Origin of the sequence: Aeromonas veronii (assembly GCF_040215105.1) — a bacterium.
Classification (GTDB): domain Bacteria; phylum Pseudomonadota; class Gammaproteobacteria; order Enterobacterales; family Aeromonadaceae; genus Aeromonas; species Aeromonas veronii_G.
In genome coordinates, this window is sequence record NZ_CP157875.1 from 2,857,616 (window position 1) to 2,878,527 (window position 20,912).

16 protein-coding genes are annotated in these 20,912 nt (G+C 60.9%); 7 read left to right on the forward strand and 9 right to left on the reverse strand.

The window, feature by feature from the left end; all coding sequences use genetic code 11:
* Nucleotides 1-80: 80 nt before the first annotated feature.
* The 3 genes from ABNP46_RS13125 to ABNP46_RS13135 form a co-directional block, all read right to left on the reverse strand.
* On the reverse strand, nt 81-725 hold the full coding sequence (locus tag ABNP46_RS13125) for a DUF2913 family protein (protein WP_349918350.1): 645 nt from the start codon (nt 723-725) through the stop codon (nt 81-83).
* 113 nt (nt 726-838) lie between these two features.
* Complete coding sequence (locus ABNP46_RS13130; RefSeq protein WP_349918352.1) at nt 839-2,134, reverse strand: DEAD/DEAH box helicase; 1,296 nt, start codon at nt 2,132-2,134, stop codon at nt 839-841.
* 261 nt (nt 2,135-2,395) lie between these two features.
* Complete coding sequence (locus tag ABNP46_RS13135; protein WP_349918353.1) at nt 2,396-3,046, reverse strand: DedA family protein; 651 nt, start codon at nt 3,044-3,046, stop codon at nt 2,396-2,398.
* Between the two features lie 337 nt (nt 3,047-3,383).
* Here ABNP46_RS13135 and ABNP46_RS13140 point away from each other — a divergent pair, with 337 nt between their 5' ends.
* The gene (locus tag ABNP46_RS13140; protein WP_349918354.1) at nt 3,384-4,343 is read left to right on the forward strand and encodes a hypothetical protein; all 960 of its coding nucleotides are present in this window, start codon (nt 3,384-3,386) and stop codon (nt 4,341-4,343) included.
* A 454-nt stretch (nt 4,344-4,797) separates the two neighbouring features.
* Nucleotides 4,798-5,313: a hypothetical protein gene (locus ABNP46_RS13145; RefSeq protein WP_349918355.1), complete on the forward strand. Its 516-nt coding sequence runs from the start codon at nt 4,798-4,800 to the stop codon at nt 5,311-5,313.
* A 219-nt stretch (nt 5,314-5,532) separates the two neighbouring features.
* Here ABNP46_RS13145 and ABNP46_RS13150 read toward each other — a convergent pair whose 3' ends face one another.
* The 6 genes from ABNP46_RS13150 to dapB form a co-directional block, all read right to left on the reverse strand.
* Nucleotides 5,533-6,699 carry a DUF1615 domain-containing protein gene (locus ABNP46_RS13150; protein ID WP_349918356.1) on the reverse strand — a complete coding sequence of 389 codons (1,167 nt, stop codon included), beginning with the start codon at nt 6,697-6,699 and terminating at the stop codon, nt 5,533-5,535.
* A 154-nt stretch (nt 6,700-6,853) separates the two neighbouring features.
* Nucleotides 6,854-7,681: a GGDEF domain-containing protein gene (locus ABNP46_RS13155; RefSeq protein ID WP_349918358.1), complete on the reverse strand. Its 828-nt coding sequence runs from the start codon at nt 7,679-7,681 to the stop codon at nt 6,854-6,856.
* Nucleotides 7,682-7,959: 278 nt separating this feature from the next.
* Nucleotides 7,960-9,618 (reverse strand): 2-isopropylmalate synthase, encoded by a 1,659-nt coding sequence (gene leuA / locus ABNP46_RS13160; protein WP_349918360.1) that lies wholly within the window; start codon nt 9,616-9,618, stop codon nt 7,960-7,962.
* A 486-nt stretch (nt 9,619-10,104) separates the two neighbouring features.
* Nucleotides 10,105-13,329: a carbamoyl-phosphate synthase large subunit gene (gene carB / locus ABNP46_RS13165; protein ID WP_349918361.1), complete on the reverse strand. Its 3,225-nt coding sequence runs from the start codon at nt 13,327-13,329 to the stop codon at nt 10,105-10,107.
* 16 nt (nt 13,330-13,345) lie between these two features.
* A complete protein-coding gene (gene carA, locus ABNP46_RS13170) occupies nt 13,346-14,482 on the reverse strand; it encodes a glutamine-hydrolyzing carbamoyl-phosphate synthase small subunit (protein WP_349918362.1) in 1,137 nt (378 codons plus the stop codon).
* A gap of 648 nt (nt 14,483-15,130) precedes the next feature.
* The gene (gene dapB / locus ABNP46_RS13175; protein ID WP_349918364.1) at nt 15,131-15,943 is read right to left on the reverse strand and encodes a 4-hydroxy-tetrahydrodipicolinate reductase; all 813 of its coding nucleotides are present in this window, start codon (nt 15,941-15,943) and stop codon (nt 15,131-15,133) included.
* Nucleotides 15,944-16,264: 321 nt separating this feature from the next.
* Here dapB and ABNP46_RS13180 point away from each other — a divergent pair, with 321 nt between their 5' ends.
* The 5 genes from ABNP46_RS13180 to serA all read left to right on the forward strand — a co-directional run bounded on the left by ABNP46_RS13180 (nt 16,265) and on the right by serA (nt 20,809).
* Complete coding sequence (locus tag ABNP46_RS13180; RefSeq protein WP_349918365.1) at nt 16,265-17,611, forward strand: Na+/H+ antiporter NhaC family protein; 1,347 nt, start codon at nt 16,265-16,267, stop codon at nt 17,609-17,611.
* A gap of 146 nt (nt 17,612-17,757) precedes the next feature.
* The gene (locus ABNP46_RS13185) at nt 17,758-18,381 is read left to right on the forward strand and encodes a 5-formyltetrahydrofolate cyclo-ligase (protein ID WP_349918366.1); all 624 of its coding nucleotides are present in this window, start codon (nt 17,758-17,760) and stop codon (nt 18,379-18,381) included.
* Between the two features lie 181 nt (nt 18,382-18,562).
* Complete coding sequence (rpiA, locus tag ABNP46_RS13190; RefSeq protein WP_349918368.1) at nt 18,563-19,216, forward strand: ribose-5-phosphate isomerase RpiA; 654 nt, start codon at nt 18,563-18,565, stop codon at nt 19,214-19,216.
* A gap of 10 nt (nt 19,217-19,226) precedes the next feature.
* Nucleotides 19,227-19,448, forward strand: a complete 222-nt coding sequence (locus tag ABNP46_RS13195) for a hypothetical protein (protein WP_349918369.1) — start codon at nt 19,227-19,229, stop codon at nt 19,446-19,448.
* A gap of 128 nt (nt 19,449-19,576) precedes the next feature.
* Nucleotides 19,577-20,809 carry a phosphoglycerate dehydrogenase gene (gene serA / locus ABNP46_RS13200; RefSeq protein WP_349918371.1) on the forward strand — a complete coding sequence of 411 codons (1,233 nt, stop codon included), beginning with the start codon at nt 19,577-19,579 and terminating at the stop codon, nt 20,807-20,809.
* Nucleotides 20,810-20,912 lie beyond the last annotated feature (103 nt).

Genomic DNA, 20,912 nt, shown 5'->3' on the forward strand with positions numbered 1-20,912 from the left:
TCGTTAGCCCCTTGCCCACTGCTGCCCATAAAAAACCCCGGCGCGGGCCGGGGTCGATGCAAGGGAAAAACCTCGAGTGATCAGTCACTGACCCGGGCCAGCAGCGCCAGCGCGCTCTGGGCGTTGTCCGGCACCAGTCGATAGGCCTTGTGATGCTTGACCAGGGTGGTCTTCTTGTTGCCCTGGCTCAGCAGCAGGCCCTGGGCAAAGGCCGCGGCGGCGAGATGCGCCTCATCCCCGCGCACGTAGAGAGTCAGGGGCTTGACCAGCTCACCACCCTCGATGTTTTCCTCGTATTCGCGACGCGAGATCACCAGGCTGGATTGACCCTGCCCCTGCAGACGCAGCTTGGCGTCCACCTCCACGTCGGTAAACACTAACCAACCCGCCTCCTCCAACTCGGCCAGCAGGGCGGCGAGCCTGGTGCCGAGACCGGCCGGATCCCTCATGGCGCGGCCGTACTGGCAGACGATGCGCTCCAGCAATCCTTTCAGATCGGCCCCCGCCCCCAGGGTACGCCCCTGCTGGATCCAGGTCTTCAAATCTTCCATCACCAGCCGGGAGAAGCGCTTTTCCTTGAGCGAATCCGCCATCCAGGTGCAGAGGAAGTGGCTCTCCTGGGCCGGGGTGCGCTGGCCGGCTTTCTGCTCGCCGGTGCGGGCCAGTTCGGCCAGGCTCTGGCTGGCCATGTCGAACAGGGCCTGATTGTAGGTGGGAGTGGTCATCACGAGTCCTTCAAACAGAGTGCGGGCCAACCGCTGAGTCATCGACAGCACAAAGGCGCCAGTGGCGCCTTTGAATACCAGGCCCCCGCGAGGCAAGGGGCAACATGCGCGCCTTATTTCGGCTGGCGCGGCTTCTTGGCGGCGGCCAGACGCTTGAGACGCTGACCCTGCAGCTTGCTCTCGGCCATGGCCTGGGCGGCGGCGTTGTCTTCCCGCTGGGGACGCTTGCCGAAGCGACGGCGCTCCTGCAGTTGCTTGATCAGATCGTCACGGCTGCTCACCTCGTAGCCCGGCACCATGATGCGGCGGATCTTCTGGCCGATCAGCGCCTCGATCTCCAGCAGGGTGCGCTCCTCCTCGCGACTGACGAAGGAGATGGCCATGCCGCTCTTGCCGGCACGGCCGGTACGACCGATACGGTGCACATAATCCTCGGCGAGGAAGGGAAGATCGTAGTTGACCACGTATTCGAGATTCGGAATATCCAGACCGCGAGCGGCCACTTCGGTGGCCACCAGCACCCGCAGCTTGCCTTCGGTGAATTCGCGCAGGGCGCGGCGACGGCTGCCCTGGGCCTTGTCCCCGTGCACCACGGCGGACTTGATGCCATCCAGGTTCAGCTCGGTCACCAGTTCATCGCAGCTCTCGCGGGTACTGGCGAACACCAGCACCTGGGGCCAGTTCTGCTTGCCGATGAGCTCGGAGAGCAGCTCGCGCTTGCGCTTCTGCTCCACCGGATAGACGGTGTGGCTGACGGTGTCGGCGGTGGAGTTCTGCTTGTTGACGCTGACGATCTGCGGTCTGTCCAGCATCAGGTTGGCGAGCTTGCGCACCGCATCGGAGAAGGTGGCGGAGAACAGCAGGTTCTGGCGCGCCTTGTTGGTGGCTTGAAGGATCTGCTGCACATCGGCGCTAAACCCCATGTCGAGGATGCGATCCGCTTCGTCCAGCACCAGACACTCCACCCCGGAGAGGCTCAGGTTGCAGGCGGTGAGGTGCTCGAGCAGACGGCCCGGGGTCGCGACGATGATGTGTGCCCCCGCCTTGAGTTTCTTGGCCTGCACGTCCTGCTTGCCGCCGCCATAGATGGTCAGCACGCTGATATCCAGGTACTTGGCGAAGTCATTGATGTTGCTCGCCACCTGAGCTGCCAGCTCGCGGGTCGGGGTCAGGATCAGCACCCGGGCGTTGGAGGGTTGTATCGGTGCCGGGTTGTCCAGCAGGCGCTGCAGGATGGGCAGCGCGAAGGCGGCGGTCTTGCCGGTGCCGGTCTGGGCGCTGGCCAGCACGTCGCGGCCACGGCGTATGGTCGGGATCGCCTGGCTCTGCACAGGGGTCATCTCCTGATAACCGCAATCTGAGATAGCGCGCAAAATCTCGGGGGCAAAATCGAACGATTCAAATCTCATATTGGGTTCCTGTGTTCCAGCTGGGTTGTGATTGGCTTGAGTGGATGGATGGCTCGGCATCGCGAGGCAAGTGGCCACGGACGGCTGGGCCTGACATCAAGTCAGAGTGTGAGCCGGAAATCGCGGGCGCGAAGTGTAACAGATAGACGAGGAAAATGCCGCCTCAAATGGCCGCTATTTTTACCAGGCGCCTGCCGCGTGCGGGAAGCTGGCGCCAGCAATGCAAAGAGGGCGCCGGCCCCCTCTGCTTGCATCGGCGGGTCAGCGAATGCGGTTGGTCGGGCGCTTGAGCAGACGAAAACCGATGGCGGCGACGGCGATGACGAAGAGGGCTAGCGACGTCACCAGCAGGCATTTGGTCAGCAGCTCGTGGTGATTGGCCAGGACCGGAGTCGCCATCACGAACTTGCCGATGAGGCTCAACACCAGGGCCCAGAGGAAGGCGCTGGCAAAGCTGGCCACCATCACCTTGGGCAGATGCAGACGGGAGACCCCCATCAGCATGGGCGTCAGCACCCTGACGAAGGGGATGAAGCGGGAGACGAACATGGCCCAGAAGCCGTATTTGTCCAGCAGGCGGGAGGCTCTTGGCAGGCTCCCCTCCGGGATCATTCGCTCCACGTGACTCATGAAAGAGGTGCCATGCAGGGCATGCCCCTGCAGATAGGCCACCAGACTGCCGAGCCCGGCGGCGAGGGGCATATAGAGGAAGGTCACCTCGGGACCGAGCACCCCCATCCCCACCAGGCCACCGGCCAGCAGTACCAGGCTGTCACCCGGCAGGGGCAAAAAGACGAAGGCCGATTCGAGAAAAAGGATCACCACCAGACAGGTGACGAGCAAGCCGATGGCTTGCATTTGTATAAGCTGTTCAAAATCCTGATGCCATATGGCAAGCAGCATGTCCTGCATCCGGTGTGACTCCCATCAACGTACTGCACATCCGTCATGGAGACCCAAGGGCTCCAGCTGGCCATTCTTCCCTGATAGCAACCCCAACTATCCCTGTGGGAGGCCCGTTATACACCCGCAGAACTGAACAATAAATTAATGTCTGCGATTTATGTGGGCTTTTGGCATTCCCGCACAGACATGCCGAGCCAGCACACAAGGGGACGCATGCCGCTGATCCAGCGTGAGATTTGGCAAAGAATATAGTCAGTTGGCACTGCTGCCCGCTGCCAAGGCGACCAAAAACCATTACAGTGTAAGGACGCCTCATCGGACGAGGATACCCACGGAGCAAGGTATGGCGTTGACCCCATTTTTTGACAGCAAAGCCCTCTCTCTGACCAGCCTGGGGCTGCTCAGTCTCGCGGCCCATGCCGATGATGAATCCCTAGTACAGCGCCGTGCCAATGCCGTGGTCTCCCTGATGAGCTACACAGTGGTGCCCGACATCACCGCCAGCAACCTGGACATAGGGGGCGGCACGGGGGAAAAATCGGCGCTGACCATCACCCAGTTCGGGGGCGGCGCCACCATGAGTGCGGAGGTGCCCATCTATCTGGAAGGCACCCTGGGCTACAGTCGCTACGATCCCCAGTTCGTGTTCAGCGATGGTAACGAGACCCGCACCATTCCCACCAAGTGGAACAGCCTGACCGCCACCGGTGGCATAGGGTGGGACTTCACCCTGCACAAGGACAAATGGGGCGGCAACCTGGTGCTGCGCCCCATCGGCAACTTTACCCTGGGTACCTTGGCGAGCGATCTGCGCCTCGGCGCCCTCTTCATCCGGCACAAGACCGGCAAGAGCCTGGACTTTCTCGATGGTGGCCGACTCAACGTCTATGGCCTCGGGGGGGCCCTGATGCTGGACTATGAGCTCTTCTCCAAGCCGCAGGACATCGACGTGGAGCTGCGCTACTCCTACCAGCATCTGCAGAGTTTTTCCGGCACCAGTCCCAGCGTCAAAGGGCAGGCCGAGGCGGAAAACCTGGGACTCTATCTGCGCCGCCGCGCCCCCATGTGGGACTGGACCCTGCTTGACCGCCCCCTGCGCTACGTGCTGGAAGGGGCTCGCACCGAATACCTGGGAGAGCAGCGGGGACTGCTCGGCTTCAACAGCCTCAACTCCTTGGGGCTTGGGCTCGAACTCGATAGCAGCAAATACGATATCTTCGTGACTCGCACCCGCCTGGTGGCTCGCTATATGTTCAGCAACAACACCCACGGTTACTCCGTTGGCTTGGCGATGAGCTTCTGATGTATCCCAAAAAACGCCACATTAATTAATCAACATGTAGTGATGTTTATTTGCCACGTCATTGATGTATGCAACATATAAGTATTGAAATATACTCATCTAAATCATCACTCAGAATAAAACGGTAATATTTCTTATCGCCGCCGATTATATTTCAGCTCGGTGCGACAGTGTTGTTCACATTCACGAAACCATCTCACCAAACGGCAATGAATATCAATTAAAGCGATTGATTAAAAATCAATAAATACTAAAAAACCAACAAACAACCGTATGGAATATATATTTACCCCTCTCCTTTCCTTTATTCTCTTTATGCCACAGCTCTGCTAGATTTCGCCCTCAACGGGGCACATTCAACGCTTATCGAGCCACTCCCTTGAACTCAACACATTGATTGCCGAGTCAATGCACCGAGCCCTGTTGTCCCTTGTCGCTTTATTGAGGTTAATTCATGAAAAATGCTCTCATCGCCTTGTCCGTTTTGGCCATGGCTGGCTTTGTCCAGGCTCAGGTCCCAGATTTCAATGCCAGCTGCCCCGGCAATATCCAGGCGGCAGCCAATGCAGGCGTCGTCACCATCAACGGCAAAAAAGCCGCCCTGACCAAATTCAGCCCCAGCTACTACGAGGCGAAATCCGGCAAAACCACCCTATCTATCACCACCGAGGGGGAACTGGCCATCAGTTACGCCATCGCGCACGGCCCCAATGGCATCTGCCAGGCCGAGGCCACCAACGCAACGCCTGCGGTTTACAACGGTAGCAAAGCAGAAAGTAAGCCAGCGGAAGCCGCCTGCCTCAAGGCCGTCGCCAAGAAAAGCGGCGTCGCCCAGAGCAAGCTGATCGTCGATTACGTCTCCTTCTCCCAGGCCGCTACCGGCGTCGATATCAAAGCCCCCAATGATGCCAAACTGTGGCGCTGCGTCAGCGACAGCAAGGGGCATGTTCAGGGCCTGAGCCAGGGCTGAGCTCAGTCACCAGCCTGGCACCACGCCGTCAAACATGACGTAAGACTTCATACTTCGAAGCCCCGCCCAGGGGCTTTTTTTACCGAAGGCGACTCTCCCCCATTGCCCGCCTGCAGAACCTCTTCTGCCCCTTCCATGATCCCAGCCGGGCCTGACCTTAACTGGCAAGGGCGACCACTGGCGCCCTTGCGATATCACTGACTGAATGACTCCATATGATCACTGGATAGTCGCCAGCTTGCGCACGCAGGCTTGTTCCCTGTCATCCACCCGCTTGGCAAACCAGGCGGTGGTGAGGTTGCGGGTGATCTTGGGGCTCTTGAGCTGGATCCCGGGCAATATGGCCCTCGGCAGACGGGTGCCGGCCTGCTTGTCCGCCAGGGTGAAAACCCTGCTGTAGAGATCCGTCTTGGCAAACTTCTCGCTGTCCCCCAGTCGCAGGCTCTGGCGAATGGCGTTCTGGCTCATGCTGAGGCGGCTCGCGATGCTGTAGACCGCGAGCTCCGTGTTGCCAGGCTTGTCGGAGTCATAGCGGATGAGATCCCCATCCAGCGCCAGGGTCTTGCCACTCACCCGGCTGACGGCGGCCTGGAAGGCGGCATTGCGACTCGCGTACCAGCCGGCATTGAAGTCGGCGAAGCGATAGAGGGTGTCCGGGTAGTCGGCGGGATAACCGAAGATATGCCTGGTGCCAAACCAGATGCCCCCACGACGGCTGAACACCTCGTGACGGATGGACTCCTTGACCGGATAGGGATAACCACGGGCATTGGCCTCGGCAAACGCGATGCTGACCTGCATGGGGCCGCCGGTGTGCACAGGGTTGAGGTTGCCAAACAGGGTCTTGCCCATGGGCACTGTGCCTATCATGTCCTCGAAGATCTCGCTCATCTCCCGCTCGGTGCGCAACTTGTCGATGCGCTCGGCATAAGACTTGCCCGTGGGGGACTTGATGCTGAGGGCCGAGCGCACCACGAACTCCGGGATAAGCAGCTTGCCGGCCCGCCGGTTGATCTCCTTCCAGGCAATCTTGCCAAGACCGGGGACCACGGGGTCGGCCTGATAGGTCGCCTCCTGCTCCGCCACCGCCAGCACGCTGCAGACATTGTGATCGCTCACCGTGATGTTCTGGGTCGAGAGGGCCGTCACCACGTCGTTGGCCCAGCCCTGCTTGTCCGGTACCTGGCGCGGCAGGAAGCGCACGATGCGGTTTTTCATGTCAGCAGGCTGACGGGGCTGCATGGCCTTGGGTTGTTTGGCAATGGCGGCGGCCTCTTTCGCGGGGACGCCAGGTTCGCTGGCACAGCCTGCCAGCAGGGCGGCCAACAAGAGGGACAAGGCAACAAGCGAGTGGGCCGAGCCCAGCGGTCGGGGAGAAAGTGTCATGAAGGCTTCCGGTGAGCAGAAGGGGTCGGGTCCCTCATCCCGGATGAGGGGCCCCGAACGCAAACAGGCGGTCATTGTAGTGGATTGGGAAAAGGATCAGAAGGCGCGCATTCATGCGACCCTGTGGGGATGAGCACCGCAGAATGCCGTTTTCTCAGGCCAGTTCAACCCGGTTGCGACCCAGATGCTTGGCCCGATAGAGGGCAAGATCGGTACGTTTCACCAGGGCCTCCGCATTCTCCCCTTCGAGGCAGATGCCGACCGCCACGCTCACCGTCACCCTGATCCCGTCCGTCATGACCAGACGCTCCGTTGCGGCCCGGATCTGCTCGGCGAGCTCGCCCCCCTTGCCGATGGCGAGCCCCGGCAACCAGATGGCAAACTCCTCTCCCCCGAGCCGCGCGACGATCCCTTCCGCCGGACAGTGCTGACGCAGCAAGGCGCTGAACTCCCGCAGCACATTGTCACCCGTGCCGTGACCATGGCGGTCATTGACCTGCTTGAAATGATCCAGATCCAGCAACAGCAGCGGGGTGCCCGTCTCCATCTGGGAGTCGAGCACGGCACTGAAAGAACGGCGATTGGACAGACCGGTCAGCTCGTCGGACATGGCGAGCGAAGCCAGACGCACCTGGGTGTCGTACATCTGCTTGACCATCAGCAAGACTCCCCATGCCGTCGCCAGCATCCCCAGAGAGCGCAGACAATCCTCCACCCGCGAGAGCCACCAAGGCTGGAAGTAGACCTCGTCCATCACGTCGATGGCGCCCGAGACGAGCCACAGATAGAGGCCGGTGGAGAGGTAGAGATAGGAGCGTCGGGAGAGGCTGGCACACTGCACGACCCAGAACATGAATAGCAGGGTCAAGACATTGATGATTTCGGCCATGCCCCCGATGGTATAGAGGTGGTGCTGGGGCAGCAGAGCAAAAGAGAGTCCATCCCATCCCGCCGTCAACAGCAGCAGGCAGGGCAGCAGCATGAGAGCGATGCGGCGGCCACGGGAGAGAGACGAAAAGCGGCTTGGGTGTATGGATAATTTAAGGGGAGTCTTTAGCATCTCTCTGGCTCCAAGGCATCGCTAGCCCGCGACAGCCGGGTGTTTGCCAGCATGGGCGGGCACATGCCGCCATGGTGCAGTCCAGGCCGTTCAATGCTCGTATTGTGAACCAGATTTTCCATAAAAAACAATCCCCTCACCACAAAGGCCAGGGGATTGCCGAGGAACAAATACGGGCCGCACAGGCCCGCAATGAACGGTCAGGCGCTCTGGCGCAGAGCCTGATGCTGCGCCGCACCGTTGATCACCGCCTGCAGGGAGGCGTTGACCACGTCGCGCCCCACGGCGACGCCACAGTGGCGCACGCCATCGATGCTGAGCAGCACATAGGCGGCAGCCCGGGACTCGGTACCGGCACTGAGGGCATGCTCCGAGTAATCGAGCACGTCGATGTGCATCCCGGTATGACGCTCCCAGCCGTTGACCAGTGCCGTGATGGCCCCCTCCCCCTCGCCACTCAGCTGCACACCGCCATCCGGCGTCTGCAGTTCGAGGCGCAGGTTCTCCTGGTTGTCGTGCCCCAGCTGGAAGCGACCGATACGGTAGCCATGGACGGGTTCGAGATAGTGCTGCTCGAACAGGGCGCGGATCTGCTCAGGGCTGATTTCGCTGCTGCTCGCTTCGGCCTGCGCCTGGACCCGGCGGCTGAAGTCGATCTGCAGCCAGCGCGGCAGTTGCAGGCCAAGATCCCGCTCCAGCAGATAGGTAACGCCGCCCTTGCCGGACTGGCTGTTGATGCGGATCACCGCCTCGTAGCTGCGGCCGAGATCGGCAGGATCAATGGGCAGATAGGCCACGTCCCAGTAAGCGTCGGGTTTGGGCGCCGCCAGGGACTTGCGGATGGCGTCCTGATGGCTGCCGGAAAACGCGGTGTAGACCAGCTCCCCCGCATAGGGGTGGCGCGGGTGCAGTGCAATCTGGGTGCAGGCCCCGACGGTGGCGACGATGGCGTCCATATCAGACAAGTCCAGCTCCGGGTCTATGCCCTGGCTGTAGAGGTTCATGGCCATGGTGACGATGTCCATGTTGCCGGTGCGCTCGCCGTTGCCAAGCAGGGTGCCTTCGATGCGATCCGCCCCCGCCAGCACCGCCAGCTCGGCGGCGGCCACCCCGCAACCCCGATCGTTGTGGGTATGGATGGAGATGCTCACCTCGGGGCGTGCCTTCAGGTGGCGGCAGAACCACTCCACCTGATCCGCAAACACATTGGGAGTGCTCACCTCCACCGTCGCCGGCAGGTTGAGGATCATGGGGCGGGCGGCAGGGCGCCACTCGTCGATGACGGCGTCACACACCTCCACCGCAAACTCCACCTCGGTGCTGCTGAAACTCTCGGGGGAGTACTGGAAGCTCCACTCGGTACCTGGGTTCTTCGCCGCATAGTCGCGCACCCAGCGCGCCCCCTGCACGGCGATGGCCTTGACCCCTTCCCGACCCGAGTTGAACACATAGTTGCGCTGGGTCGGATTGACCGAGTTGTAGACGTGAACGATGGCCCGCTTGGCCCCCTTGAGGGACTCGAAGGTGCGGGCGATGAGATCTTCCCGGGCCTGCACCAGCACCTGGATGGTCACATCCTCGGGGATGAGGTCCCGCTCGATGAGCTCGCGCACAAAGTCAAAATCCGGCTGGGAGGCGGCGGGGAAGCCCACCTCGACATGCTTGAAGCCAATGTGCACCATCAGTGCCCACATCTGCAGCTTCTGGGCCACCGTCATGGGCTCGACCAGCGCCTGGTTGCCATCACGCAAGTCCACTGCGCACCAGAGCGGCGCCCGCTCCATCACCCGGTTGGGCCATTGGCGATCCGCCAGATTGATCACGGGGGAGCGGCGGTATTTGCGGTGATCGAAGCTCATATTCGTCTTTCCTTGGCTGGGGCCATAAAGGGGTCACGGGAAGCGGCTGAGGGGCAGTGCAAGCAGGGGGAACGGGTTGGCGCGGTAACGCTGGCCCTGACAGGGGGTGGGACGATGACCCCACCACCGGTTTCCATGGGCCCCGCCTGATAAGGGGGAGCCGGCCAGCGTGGCTGGGTAAGCCGCTGACCCTGATCCTCTCGCACTGCCTATGCGTTGTCTTGCGACAGCGGCACCTGCAGACGCGGATGACCTTGGTGATGAGAAACCAGTATAGGGAAGCGGACGCGGTGAAAGATTGCGAAGATGGCGACTAAAGACTAAATATGCGCAACAACTCCTTAAAATATAACTATTTATGAGTTCATTTCACCTCAGCCAGCGCCGCTCTCTTCACACAGGATTGGGTAAACAAAAACCCCGCCATCGCTGGCGGGGTTTTGAGTAGTACAGGAGCCGAGGTCCCCGGCCCTTGCCATGGGTGCCTTAGCGGTTGTTCACCTTGTGGTGCAGCTCCTGCACCGAGTTCACATTGGCGGTGGCATCGACGCTGATGGCCATGCAGGTGGCGAAGGCCGCGTGCAGCGTGGTGGTGTAAGCCACCTTGTGCTGCAGGGCGCCACGGCGCAGCTGCTTGGAATCTTCGATGGCCTGACGCCCCTCGGCGGTGTTGACGATGTAGGTGTACTCTCCATTCTTGATGCGATCCAGAATGTGCGGGCGCCCTTCATGCACCTTGTTCACCAGACGCGGGTTGATGCTCGCCTCCCCCAGGGTCACGGCGGTGCCGTGGGTGGCATCGAGCTCATAGCCCAGCTCCAGCAACTTGGCCGCCAGGTTCACCACCCGCTCCTTGTCGCCGTGGCGCACGGAGAGCAGGGCACGCCCTTCGCTCGGCACCTGGTGACCGGCACCCAACTGGGCCTTGGCATAGGCTTCGGCGAAGCTGCTGCCCACCCCCATGACCTCACCGGTGGAGCGCATCTCCGGCCCCAGCAGCGGATCCACACCCGGGAACTTGGCAAACGGCAGCACCACCTCTTTGACCGAGTAGTAAGGCGGGATGATTTCCTGGGTGAAGCCCTGCTCTTTCAGGCTCTGACCTGCCATCACCCGGGCGGCAATCTTGGCCAGCGGCGCACCGGTCGCCTTGGAGACGAAGGGCACGGTCCGGGCGGCACGGGGGTTCACCTCGATGAGGTAGATCTCGTTGTCCTTGACCGCAAACTGCACGTTCATCAAGCCCACCACGCCGAGTTCCAGCGCCAACTTGCGCACCTGCTCGCGCATCTCGTCCTGGATGGCCTTGGACAGGGTGTAGGGCGGCAGGGAGCAGGCGGAGTCACCGGAGTGGATACCGGCCTGCTCGATGTGCTCCATGATGCCACCGATGACCACATCCACGCCGTCGCAGATGGCGTCCACGTCCACCTCGGTGGCGTCGTCCAGGAATCTGTCCAGCAGTACCGGCGATTCGTTGGAGACGCTCACGGCTTCGGCGAAGTAGCGACGCAGGTCCTGCTCGTCATAGACGATCTCCATGGCGCGGCCACCCAGCACGTAGGAGGGGCGAACCACCAGGGGGTAGGTGATGCGGGCTGCAACCTGCACCGCCTGCTCCAGCGCCGTGACGGTGCCGTTTTCCGGCTGCTTGAGCGCCAGACGCTCGACGGCGGACTGGAAGCGCTCGCGGTCTTCGGCGCGGTCGATGGCATCCGGGCTGGTGCCAATCACCGGCACACCGTTTGCCTCCAGGGCGCGGGCCAGTTTGAGCGGGGTCTGGCCGCCGTACTGGACGATGACGCCCTTGGGGTTCTCGACCCGCACGATTTCCAGCACGTCTTCCAGGGTCACCGGCTCGAAGTAGAGGCGATCAGAGGTGTCGTAGTCGGTGGAGACGGTTTCCGGGTTGCAGTTGACCATGATGGTCTCGTAACCGTCTTCGCGCAGGGCCAGGGCCGCGTGCACGCAGCAGTAGTCGAACTCGATGCCCTGACCGATACGGTTCGGGCCGCCGCCGATGATCATGATCTTGTCGCGGTTGCTCGGGGCCGCCTCGCACTCCTCGTCATAGCTGGAGTACATGTAGGCGGTGTTGGTCGCAAACTCTGCGGCGCAGGTGTCGACCCGCTTGTAGACCGGGAAGATATTGTGGCGGGCGCGCAGCTTGCGCAGCTCGCCTTCGGCCACGCCGAGGATCTTGGCCAGACGCGCGTCGGCGAAGCCCTTGCGCTTCAAGGTACGCAGGAAGTCGGCGTCGAGGCCAGCCATGCCACGTTCTTTGACCTGCTCTTCCAGCTTGATGAGCTCTTCAATCTGCACCAGGAACCAGGGGTCAATCTTGGTCAGCTTGAACACCCCTTCCATGGAGAGACCGGCGCGGAACGCATCGGCGATGTACCAGATCCGGTCACAACCCGCGTCTTGCAGTTCGTGACGGATGCGGGTCAGGGAGTCCGGTGCGTTCAGATCCACCATGGGGTCGAAGCCGGTCTTGCCGGTTTCGAGGCTGCGCAGGGCCTTGTGCAGGGACTCCTGGAAGTTGCGGCCGATGGCCATCACTTCACCCACCGACTTCATCTGGGTGGTGAGACGGTCGTTGGCGCCGGCAAACTTCTCGAAGTTGAAGCGCGGCACCTTGGTGACCACGTAGTCGATGGCCGGCTCAAAGGAGGCCGGGGTGCGACCGCCGGTGATGTCGTTCATCAGCTCGTCCAGGGTGTAACCGATGGCAAGCTTGGCGGCGATCTTGGCGATGGGGAAACCGGTCGCCTTGGAGGCGAGCGCGGAGGAGCGCGACACCCGCGGGTTCATCTCGATGATGACCATGCGGCCATCTTTCGGGTTGATGCCGAACTGGACGTTGGAGCCACCGGTCTCGACACCGATCTCGCGCAGTACCGCCATGGAGGCGTTGCGCATGATCTGGTATTCCTTGTCGGTCAGCGTCTGGGCAGGCGCCACCGTGATGGAGTCACCGGTGTGGATGCCCATGGGGTCGAAGTTCTCGATGGCGCAGACGATGATGCAGTTGTCGTTGCGGTCCCGCACCACCTCCATCTCGTACTCTTTCCAGCCAATCAGCGACTCATCGATGAGCAGCTCCTTGGTGGGGGAGAGATCCAGCCCGCGTTCACAGATCTCGACGAACTCTTCGGTGTTGTAGGCGATACCGCCACCGGAGCCGCCCATGGTGAAGGAGGGACGGATGATGCAGGGGAAGCCCACCATCTGCTGCACGCCCCAGGCCTCTTCCATGTTGTGGGCGATGCCGGCGCGCGGGCACTCGAGGCCGATGCTGCGCATGGCCTTGTCAAAGCGGGAGCGATCCTCGGCCTTGTCGATGGCGTCCGCCGTGGCACCGATCATCTCGACGCCGAACTCCGCCAGCACCCCGTGCTTCTCCAGTGCCAGGGCGCAGTTCAACGCAGTCTGGCCGCCCATGGTGGGCAGGATGGCGTCCGGGCGCTCTTTCTTGATGATCTCGCGCACTACTTCCCAGGTGATGGGCTCTATATAAGTGGCATCGGCCATCTCCGGGTCGGTCATGATGGTGGCCGGGTTGGAGTTCACCAGGATGACGCGGTATCCCTCCTCGCGCAGGGCCTTGCAGGCCTGGGCGCCGGAGTAGTCGAATTCGCAGGCCTGACCGATGACGATGGGGCCGGCGCCGAGGATCAGGATGCTCTGTAGGTCGTTACGTTTTGGCATGGCTTCTCTTTTCCTCTTAAGCGCGATACTGCTTGATCAATTCAATAAAGTGGTCAAAGAGACCGGCACAATCGTGGGGGCCCGGGCTTGCCTCCGGGTGACCCTGGAAGCTGAAGGCTGGGCGGTCGGTGCGATGGATGCCTTGCAGGGAGCCGTCGAACAGGGAGACGTGGGTCGCGCGCAGGCAATCCGGCAGGCTCTCCTCGTCCACCGCAAAACCGTGGTTCTGGGCGGTGATCATGACGGTGTTGTCATCGAGGCTCTTCACCGGATGGTTCGCACCGTGATGACCGAACTTCATCTTCAGGGTCTTGGCACCGGAGGCCAGCCCCAGCAACTGATGACCGAGGCAGATGCCGAACACCGGGGTGTTGGTATTGAGGAACGCCTTGATGGCCTCGATGGCATAGTCGCACGGCTCGGGGTCACCGGGGCCGTTGGAGAGGAAGATGCCATCGGGGTTCAGCGCCAGTACCTCGGCGGCCGGGGTCTTGGCCGGCACCACGGTCAGACGGCAGCCACGGTCCACCAGCATGCGCAAGATGTTGCGCTTGACGCCAAAGTCATAGGCCACCACGTGGTATTTGAGCTCATCGGCAGCCGGGGTGACATGGCCCTTACCGAGCTGCCAGCTCCCTTCGGTCCAGCTGTAGGACTCGCTGACGGTCACTTCTTTTGCCAGATCCATCCCCTTCAAACCGGGGAAGGCGCGGGCCTGTTCGAGTGCGTACGCCTCATCAACCTGCTTGCCCGCCAGGATGCAACCAGCCTGGGCGCCTTTCTCGCGCAGGATGCGGGTCAGTTTGCGGGTGTCGATGTCGGCGATGCCAACGATGTTTTGAGACTTGAGGTAATCGGAGAGGGATTGCTGATTGCGGAAATTGGAGGCAAGTATCGGAAGGTCCCGGATAATCAATCCTTGTGCGTGGATTTGACTGGACTCTTCATCTTCGCTGTTGGTGCCGGTGTTGCCTATATGGGGGTAAGTGAGGGTGACTATCTGACGGGAGTAAGAGGGATCGGTGAGGATTTCCTGATAGCCCGTCATCGACGTATTGAAAACCACTTCACCAACGGAACATCCCTCGGCGCCTATCGACACGCCTTTGAACACAGTTCCATCTTCCAGCACTAGCAATGCAGTGTGATTCAAGACAACCTCCAGTTATTTAGCTTTAAATTCAGCAATTTACCTGGGTGTTGCGGGTCTTTACGCTGTTTGAAACAGGGCTCTGACCCGGCAGATTTCTGGCAAATTGGGCGCATTCTACTTAAAAACGATCGCATTTCAACGTCTTTTCTCACCTGAAATGCATCTAAATTCAATAAAAAAGCAGTATTACCCATTATCTATGCACTAACCCGCTTTGCAATCCCCTCTACCAAAAGAAAATCAAAAAGCTGACGCAAAAGGCAGAGACAACGCCGCCGCCCATACATAAATGGATATTTATTTCATCAATTACAGATAGTTATGATTTTACAAAAAAACAAACATGAGCCAATCAATGCCGATTTCTGATAAAAAACTTTCCACCAACAAAAGAAAACGTTTTTATGCGATTGAATTTTTAGTCTCTTTGATGTCGGTTAAGAAAACGGGGCGAGCGGGATCATTGAGGCTCATCCCCGTTACCCTTTGATGACATTTTCGCAATGAAGAACGGGGAGAATTCAGGGAGTCGTTGATTTTATGGCAGTTCAGACAAAAAATGACGGCTAAGCCTTGTTTAGGCAACTAATGTAAAAAACCCCGGCGTACCGGGGTTTCTCTTCTGACGGATGGCTAGTCTGGACAGCCTTATTTCAGATTGAGGACATCCTGCATGTCGTAGAGACCGGCGCCCTGATCTTTCAGCCACTTGCCTGCCCGCACGGCACCATTGGCGAAGGTCAAGCGGCTGGACGCCTTGTGGCTGATCTCCACCCGCTCACCGATGTCGGCAAACATGACAGTGTGCTCCCCCACCAGATCGCCGGCACGTATGGTGGCAAAGCCGATGGTGTTGCGATCCCGCTCACCGGTGATCCCCTCACGACCGTAGACGGCACACTCTTTCAAGTCACGTCCGAGTGTCCTGGCCACCACCTCCCCCATGGAGAGCGCAGTGCCTGACGGCGCATCCACCTTGTGTCTGTGATGCCCCTCGATGATCTCGATGTCGGTGTAATCCCCCATCACCTTGGCGGCCTGCTCCAGCAGCTTGAACACCAGGTTGACCCCCACCGAGTAGTTGGAGGCGAAGACGATGCCTATCTGGCTGGCGGCCTGGTGCAAGGCGGCCTTGCCCGCCTCATCAAAGCCGGTGGTGCCGATCACCATCTGTTTGCCGTGGGCCTTGGCGAACGCCAGGTTGGCCAGGGTCACCTCGGGACGGGTGAAGTCGATGATGAGATCGAACTCATCACGTACCTTGTCCAGGCTGTCGCTGATCAGCACGCCCAGTTTGCCAAGTCCGTTCAACTCGCCGGCATCCAGACCTATCACGGCAGAGCCCGGTCGCTCCAGCGCCGCTCCGACCACCACGCCCTCGGCATTGGTAATGGCCTCCAGCAGCACCTTGCCCATACGACCATTACAGCCCATCACGGCCACACGGATCGGATTGTCCATCTCCACCCTCTCATCTGTTTTTATGGAAAGATGACCGTTTTACCAGCCTGCGTCCGCTTTGAAAAGCTCGCCGTGGACGCCAGTCAGCGCCCGACATAAAAACAATAAACAAAACAAATTGCCGAATTTTAAGTGGAATTAATCACCCAATCGAAATCGCCAGACAGAAAAAATTATCCATCTGGACGTCTATCTTGACCCCGCCTCCCGCTCCCACTACTGTAGGCTCCCCATAGCGGCAGGATGCCCACCCTGTGCCCGACATGCTTCGGACTCACGCAGGCCGCGACAGGAGGTCATTGTTCAAGTTTCGAGGAACACATGATCCAGACCCAACCCAGTGCCAGGGCCTTGCTGCCCCTGCTGGTCTTTCTTGCTCTCTTCATCGGTACCGGCACCTGGCTTACCCTGCAGGGGGTCGAGTTTGCCTTCTATCAGCTGCCCGCCCCCGTCGCCGCCCTGCCCGCCGTCATGCTGGCGCTGATGCTGGGCCGGGAGGGATTCAACAAAAACCTCGAGACCTTCTTCAAGGGGGTCGGTGACAGCAACATCATGGCCATGTGCCTCATCTATCTGCTGGCGGGCGCCTTCGCCACCGTGGCCAAGGCCACCGGCGGGGTCGATGCCACGGTCGCGCTCGGCCTCTCCCTCATCCCGGGCTGGTGTCTGCTGCCGGGCCTCTTCCTTATCTCTGCCTTTATTGCCACCGCCATGGGCACCTCCATGGGCACCATAGGCGCCGTGGCGCCGGTGGCCCTCGGCGTGGCCCATGCCACCGGCATCAGCCCGGTGCTGATGGCGGGCACCATACTCTCCGGCGCCATGTTCGGGGACAACCTCTCCATCATCTCCGACACCACCATAGCCGCGACCCGCAGCCAGGGCTGCGAGATGAAGGACAAGTTCCGCGAGAACGTCAAGATTGCCGCCCCCGCCGCCGTGCTGGTGATCCTGCTCTATCTGCTGCTGGGTTCCACCGGGGATGTCCCCGCCTCCGCCGCCAGCGCCGATCTGCTCAAGGTGATGCCCTATCTGCTGATCCTGGGACTGGCACTGGCCGGGGTGAATGTGTTCGTGGTGCTGGGGATCGGCATCCTGGCTGCCGGCGGCGTGGGTCTGGTAGGGGGTTACCCCATCGGCCAGTTCAGCAAGGACATCTATCAGGGCTTCACCAGCATGCAGGAGATCTTCCTGCTCTCCATGCTCATCGGCGGCCTCGGCGCCCTGATGGAGCGCCAGGGGGGCCTTGCTTGGATCAGCGCCCGCATCGCCGCCCTCATCGCCCGCTTCACCCGGGCCCACGAGGGGGAGCAGAACGAGAAGGCGGCCGAGCTTGGCATCGCCGGGGTGGTGGGTCTCACCAACCTGTGCACCGCCAACAACACGGTGGCCATCATCGTCGCCAGCAAGGTGGCACGGGATCTGGCCGAGCAACACGGGGTCACCCCGCGCCGCGCCGCCTCCATGCTGGATATCTTCTCCTGCGTGGTGCAGGGGCTGATCCCCTGGGGTGCCCAGGCCCTGCTGCTTGGATCCATCTTCGCCCTCTCGCCGCTCGCGGTCGTGAGCATGAGCTTCTACCCGATGGCCCTGGCGCTGGCGGCCATCGTTGCAGTGTTTATCAAGCATCAGACGAGCAGCGCCGCCGGCAACCGCCAGGTCGCCTGAGACCCCTCCGCGTGAAGGGCCAGGCCTTTGGCCGCGCCCTTCACCAACCCTGACGCGCGGGCCGGGCCGCTTTTCATCCCGCCATGCCCTTGTTAAGGTAATCTCGGCCTTCTGCCCACCCTCTTCATCATCCTCAAGGAGCCCCCATGCCGGATCGCCAGCCTGAACACCCCGATGCACGTCACTCCCTGCGCCAGCTCATCCGCCAGCGCAGAAAGAGCCTGAGTCAGGACGAGCAGCAGGCGGCGGCAGAGCAACTGGTGGTCCGCTTCAAGGAGCACCCCGATATCCTGGCAGCCAGGCGTATCGCTCTCTACCTGGCCAACGACGGGGAGCTCAATCCCCTGCCCACCATTCACTGGCTCTGGGCCCAACAAAAAGAGGTCTACCTGCCGGTGCTACACCCCTTCACCCCGGGCCATCTACTGTTCCAGCGCTACACCGCCACCAGCCCCATGATCCGCAACCGCTTCGGCATCCCCGAGCCCGAGCTCGACATGTCGCAGGTAGTGCCCCACAGCATGCTGGACATCATCTGCACCCCCTTGGTGGCCTTCGATGCCACAGGCAACCGGCTCGGCATGGGAGGGGGGTATTACGATCGCACCCTCGCCAGCTGGCATGAACACAGGCTTGGCCCCCTGCCGCTCGGCCTTGCTCACGACTGCCAGCAGGTAGACAGCGTGCCGCAGGAGCAGTGGGACGTGCCCCTGCCGCAGATCCTCACCCCGGCCCGCCTATGGCACTTCTCCCAATCCCATCCAGCCTGACAGTCAACTACGCTGCCAACGGATTGAATGACGACATGTTTGACTGCCACCAGACCTCATGACCAATAAACAGGCAAACGATTTACATCTTGGGGCTTTTTGGGCCAAAACATGCGCCCTGCGGTCGCTCTCGAGGGATTGCTTGGATATAATGCCGCCGCTTTTTCCATAAGGATCCATCATGACTCAAGATGAAATGAAGAAGGCGGCCGGTTGGGCTGCGCTCAAATACGTGGTTCCCGGCACCATCGTCGGGGTCGGCACCGGCTCTACCGTCAATCACTTCATCGACGCACTGGCGACCATGAAGGATGAGATCAAGGGCGCGGTCTCCAGCTCCGTCGCCTCCACCGAGCGCCTCAAGGGCTTCGGTATCCCCGTGTTTGATCTCAACGAGATCGATGCCCTCTCCGTCTACGTGGATGGCGCCGACGAGATCAACGCCAGCCGCGACATGATCAAGGGCGGTGGCGCCGCTCTGACCCGCGAGAAGATCGTCGCCGCCGTGGCCGACAAGTTCATCTGCATCATCGACAACACCAAGACGGTCCCGGTGCTCGGCACCTTCCCGCTGCCGGTGGAAGTGATCCCCATGGCCCGCGAATACGTGGCCCGCGAGATCAAGAAGCTCGGCGGCAACCCGGTGTGGCGTGAAGGGGTGGTAACCGACAACGGCAACCACATCCTCGACGTCAAGGGCATGGCCATCACCGATGCCAAGGGGCTGGAAGTACAGCTCAACGCCATCGTCGGTACGGTCACCAACGGCCTGTTCGCCCATCGCGGTGCAGACGTCGTGCTGATCGGCACTCCGGACGGGGTCGTGACCCAATAAGGCATCTGGCATGGTCGGCGTGGTCCCCCAGGATCCATGTTCCGCCCACCGTGGTGCAGATGCCGTGCTGATCGGCACCCCGGATGGCGTGGTCACCAACCAAGTCTCCCTGCCAGCGGTGAGCGGCCCGTCCAGGGCCCCTCTGCCGCAGAAACAGCAACGGCGCCTCCTCGGGCGCCGTTGCTGTTTCTGGCTCGACAAACGACATAGTCTCAGCTACAACTATCGTTGAAAACTTCAAAGAATTTGACTTTCGTCACAAATATTCCCTCTCCTCGCTGTTTTTGCTAATTTACGGTTTTCTTCACATCGCATACCTGCACCGTTTTTCGCACACATATATAAAACAGAGGGATCGTCATGACAGCCAAGTATTCGCTGGACAAGGATAAAATCAAGGTGTTGCTGCTGGAGGGAGTCCATCCCAACACGGTGGAAACCTTCCGGGCTGCCGGTTATAGCAACGTGGAGTACCTCAAGACCTCGCTGTCGGAAGAGGATCTGATCGAGCGCATTCGCGACGTGCATTTCGTGGGCCTGCGCTCACGCACCCAGCTCACCGAGAAGGTGCTGGACGCCGCCAACAAGCTGGTGGCCATCGGCTGCTTCTGCATCGGTACCAACCAGGTCGCCCTCGACGCCGCCCATGTCCGCGGCATTCCGGTGTTCAACGCCCCCTTCTCCAATACCCGCTCCGTCGCCGAGCTGGTGCTGGGGGAGATCCTGCTGCTGCTGCGCGGCATTCCCGAGAAGAATGCCAAGTGCCATCGCGGCGTCTGGGAGAAGCTCGCCAACCGCTCCGTCGAAGCCCGTGGCAAGAAGCTCGGCATCATCGGCTACGGCCACATCGGCACCCAGCTTGGCATCATCGCCGAGATGATCGGCATGAAGGTCTACTACTACGACATCGAGAACAAACTCTCCCTTGGCAACGCCATCCAGGTGCCGAACCTGGTGGAACTGCTCAACATGTCTGACGTCATCAGCCTGCACGTGCCGGAAACCGCCTCCACCAAGGATCTCATCGGTGCCGAGCAGCTGCGCATGATGAAACCGGGCGCCGTCTTCATCAACGCCTCCCGCGGTACTGTCGTGGACATCGAGGCCCTGGCGGAAGCCATCAAGAGCGGCCACCTCAGTGGCGCCGCCATCGACGTCTTCCCCGTCGAACCCAAGTCCAACGACGAGGAGTTCCTGACGCCGCTGCGCGGTCTGGACAACGTCATCCTGACCCCCCACATCGGCGGCTCCACCCAGGAGGCGCAGGAGAACATCGGGCTGGAAGTGGCAAACAAGCTGGTGAAATACTCCGACAACGGATCCACCCTCTCCGCCGTCAACTTCCCGGAGGTCTCCCTGCCCGGCCACAAGGGCTCCAGCCGCCTGCTGCACATCCACCGCAACCAGCCCGGCGTCATGAACCAGATCAACCAGATCTTCGCCGACGAAGGGATCAACATCGCCGGTCAATACCTGCAGACCAGCAGCGAGATTGGCTATGTGGTGATCGACGTGGAGACGGAGCACAGCGAGAAGGCACTGACCAAGCTCAAGGAGATCGGCGGCACCATCCGTGCCCGGATCCTGCACTGATGCCTTGCTCTCTTTCCCAAAGCAAAAAAGCCCGTCTGATGACGGGCTTTTTTTATGCCGCAGAGCCTAATCCCTGTTAGCTCCCTTCTCCCCTCGCGGGAGA